Below are 3556 nucleotides of genomic sequence, written 5' to 3' on the forward strand. Positions count from 1 at the left end.
TTAGAGGAATTGCCACAAGATACGATAAGCTAAAACGTAACTATCAAAGCGCTGTTGCTTTAGCTTGTATATTTATATGGTTGCCTCTTTAGCTCAATTTATCGGCTGTAAATGTCAACACACCCTACTCTATGCTTTTAATTTTAAAGGATGATGTAATGCAAAGAGATCAATGCCACTCCTATGCATTGATCTCTTGAAATTAAACTTATTTGCTGACCGTACTCATAAAGCTCACTGCGGAAAACAGCCAAATAAACAGGATAAAACTCCGTCCCTGATTAAAATGCGCGACATCGGTACCATGCAAAATATTATGACGGGTCATCGCTACGGTAGAGCTGCTATCCATTTGATAGGCCGCCAATTCGGCAAAATACGGATTCAACTCATTGGCAATTTTAGATTTGTGCCAAAGGCTTTTAATTTCACTGCCTTTAAGTCCCGGTACAATTTTATAGACATCGACAAATTTAGTGCCGTTTTGATTTAAGAAACCGGTTTGAATCAAGACGTCCGTCAAAATACCTTCAAGCTGTGCATATAACACAGGGATACAGCCTGCATGAATATTTAATTTATACAGTTTAAACGCATCTAAAAGTACCTGACGGTGCGCTGCTTTATGTTCACCAATATTCAAAGCATCAAAGGCTTTCAACATTTCTGTCTGAAAAAACTCGGTGTTAATCGCATCGAGTAAATGAAACTGTTTTTGATCTTCATGTTGATGAAGCAGTTGCCAAAAATACAATAAATTTAAAGCATCATTCGCTACTTTCATTTCTACCGGCTGATCTAGTTCATCGGCCAAAATATCGAAGTAAGGCTCATCTTGTGCCAAATGACGCAGGGTTTGAATCAGTAAGGCATGCTCATCTGCAGAAATCTGCTCTAAATATTGCTGCGCATCTTTGATAATGTGATGCCCCAATTTATGACGCTGTTCATTTTGAGGAATACGAGTGATTGGCTGATCGTCTTCATAGTCATCTTCATACATGGGCTTGTTACTCTTAGGCATCACAGTTATGCCCTATTATCACTGTAATTGTGTCAGCAATATAGATTTTTTTACTTTTGCAAAGATTTCACCTATTCCCTTGTGCAAGTACTGGCTATCTCATGTAAAATTACAGCCCATTGCATAAATACGAATGAGAGAGTCATATCCGTGCGTAATATTTTAGTTACTAACGCCCTTCCATACGCGAATGGCCCAATTCATATGGGTCATTTACTCGGTTATATCCAAGCTGATATTTGGGTTCGTGCCATGCGTGCGATGGGTCATAACGTGACTTATGTATGTGCGGATGATGCTCACGGTACAGCGATTATGCTACGTGCGGAAGCCAATGGTATTTCGCCTGAACAGCAAATTGCCAATGTACAAAAAGAACATGAGCGTGATTTTGCTGGCTTTAAAGTTGATTTTGACCATTACGACTCAACCAACAGCCCTGAAAACCAAGCACGCGCTTCTGAGATTTACATTAAGAACCGTGAAGCGGACAACATTGCGGTACGCCCTGTGACGCAATTGTTTGACCCTGAAAAAGCAATGTTCTTGTCTGACCGTTTCATTAAAGGTACATGCCCGAAATGTAAAGCGGAAGACCAATACGGCGACTCATGCGAAGTGTGTGGTACAACATACAACGCAACTGAATTATTAAATCCAAAATCGACTTTAAGCGGTGCGACACCTGTAGAGAAATCTTCAGATCACTACTTCTTTAAACTGCCAAACTTTGGTGAATACCTGCAAAAATGGACACGTGACGAAGGTCGTCTGCCTGTGTCGATTGCCAACAAACTCGATGAATGGTTTGAAGCAGGTCTGTCTGATTGGGACATCTCACGTGATGCGCCTTACTTCGGTTTTGAAATTCCAGATGCGCCAAACAAATACTTCTACGTTTGGGTTGATGCGCCAATCGGCTATATGTCGAGCTTTGAAAACTACATCAAGACTAAACGTCCTGATCTAAGCTTTGAAGACTACTGGAAAAAAGATTCTAAAAATGAGGTGTATCACTTCATTGGTAAAGACATCGTTTACTTCCACGCGTTGTTCTGGCCTGCAATGCTTGAAGGTGCAAACTACCGTACCCCTACAAGCCTATTCGTAAACGGTTTCTTGACTGTAAATGGTCAGAAGATGTCTAAATCTCGTGGTACATTCATTAAAGCGGAAACGTATCTTGAGCATTTAAACCCTGAATACTTACGTTACTACTTCGCGTCTAAACTTTCTGACAAAGTTGAAGATTCTGACTTGAACCTTGATGATTTCGTTCAGAAAGTAAACTCTGACTTGGTTGGTAAAGTCGTGAACATCGCAAGCCGTTGTGCCAAGTTCATCAATACTAAGTTTGATAACAAACTTTCTGCAAATTGTGCTGAGCCTGAATTGGTACAAAGCTTTATTGATGCAGGCGCTTCAATCGCTGCTCAATATGAAGCACGTGAGTTCTCTGCAGCCATCCGTGAAATCATGGCGCTTGCTGATAAAGCCAACCAATATATCGACGAGAAAAAGCCTTGGGCACTTGCGAAGATTGAAGGCGAAGAACAACAAGTGCATGACGTATGTTCTGTCGGCATCAACTTGTTCCGTCAATTGGCGGTTTACCTTGCGCCAGTACTTCCTACATTGGCAGCAGAAGTTCAAAGCTTCTTAAAATTAGAATCTTTCGACTTTGCTTCAGGCAAAACGATTTTAGTTGATCATGAAATTGCATTGTTCCAACCATTGATGCAACGTGTAGACCCGAAAGCGGTTGCTGCCATGGTTGATGCATCTAAAGATTCTTTAGCTGCTCCTGCGGAAGCGCCAAAAGCGGAAAAGAAAAAAGAGAAGAAAGCTGAGAAAAAGCCTGAGCCTAAAGTGGGTGAAGCTGAAATTATTGGCATCGAAGACTTTATGAAAGTTGACCTGCGTGTCGCTGAAGTTTTGGAAGCAGCTCATGTTGAAGGTTCTGACAAACTTTTACAACTTACTTTAAATGTCGGCGAAGCTGAACCACGTAACGTGTTTAGCGGTATTCGTGAGTTCTACCAACCTGAAGACTTAAAAGGCAAATTGGTGGTGATGGTGGCAAACCTTGCTCCACGTAAGATGCGTTTTGGTATTTCAAACGGGATGGTTTTAGCTGCCGGTAATGGTGAAGGTGTTTGGGTGATTTCACCTGAAACTGGTGCTAAAGCTGGTGATAAAGTGTCTTAATTTTTAGATTAAGATGAGAAAAAGCCTCTACGTTGTAGGGGCTTTTTTATGCCTTTAGGTTCCCTCTCCTTTTTTAAAGGAGAGGGTTAGGGAGAGGATTTATTGAATCACTGCCTCATTTTGGCTTTATGAAAAATTAATTCCTTTGCGTAGGTATTACCTTACTTTTGAAAGATGAGAAGCACTGCTTCGCAATGTATGATATACGCTGAATTATCAGGAGACTTTCCCTTGGGAGATTCTAGGCAGCCAACTTATAAAAGTCTTCGGCCATTTGATTTGGTGTCTTAAAACCCAAACCCTTTTGAATTCTTCGATGATTAT

At 40.9% G+C, this 3556-nt stretch carries 2 protein-coding genes and 1 pseudogene; 2 read left to right on the plus strand and 1 reads right to left on the minus strand.

Translation table 11 applies throughout. The features are described from left to right. Positions 1-92: pseudogene (locus FTU37_RS16390) on the plus strand (IS5/IS1182 family transposase); the annotation flags it as partial. 116 nt (positions 93-208) lie between these two features. On the opposite strand, the gene FTU37_RS16395 reads toward FTU37_RS16390, so the two are convergent. Next, a complete protein-coding gene (locus FTU37_RS16395; RefSeq protein WP_180124668.1) occupies positions 209-1003 on the minus strand; it encodes a hypothetical protein in 795 nt (264 codons plus the stop codon). Between the two features lie 171 nt (positions 1004-1174). On the opposite strand from FTU37_RS16395, the gene metG reads away from it, so the two are divergent. Then, on the plus strand, positions 1175-3232 hold the full coding sequence (metG, locus tag FTU37_RS16400; protein ID WP_180124667.1) for a methionine--tRNA ligase: 2058 nt from the start codon (positions 1175-1177) through the stop codon (positions 3230-3232). The last annotated feature ends 324 nt before the right edge of the window (positions 3233-3556 follow it).

Source organism: Acinetobacter sp. YH12097 (genome assembly GCF_013419225.1).
GTDB lineage: Bacteria > Pseudomonadota > Gammaproteobacteria > Pseudomonadales > Moraxellaceae > Acinetobacter > Acinetobacter amyesii.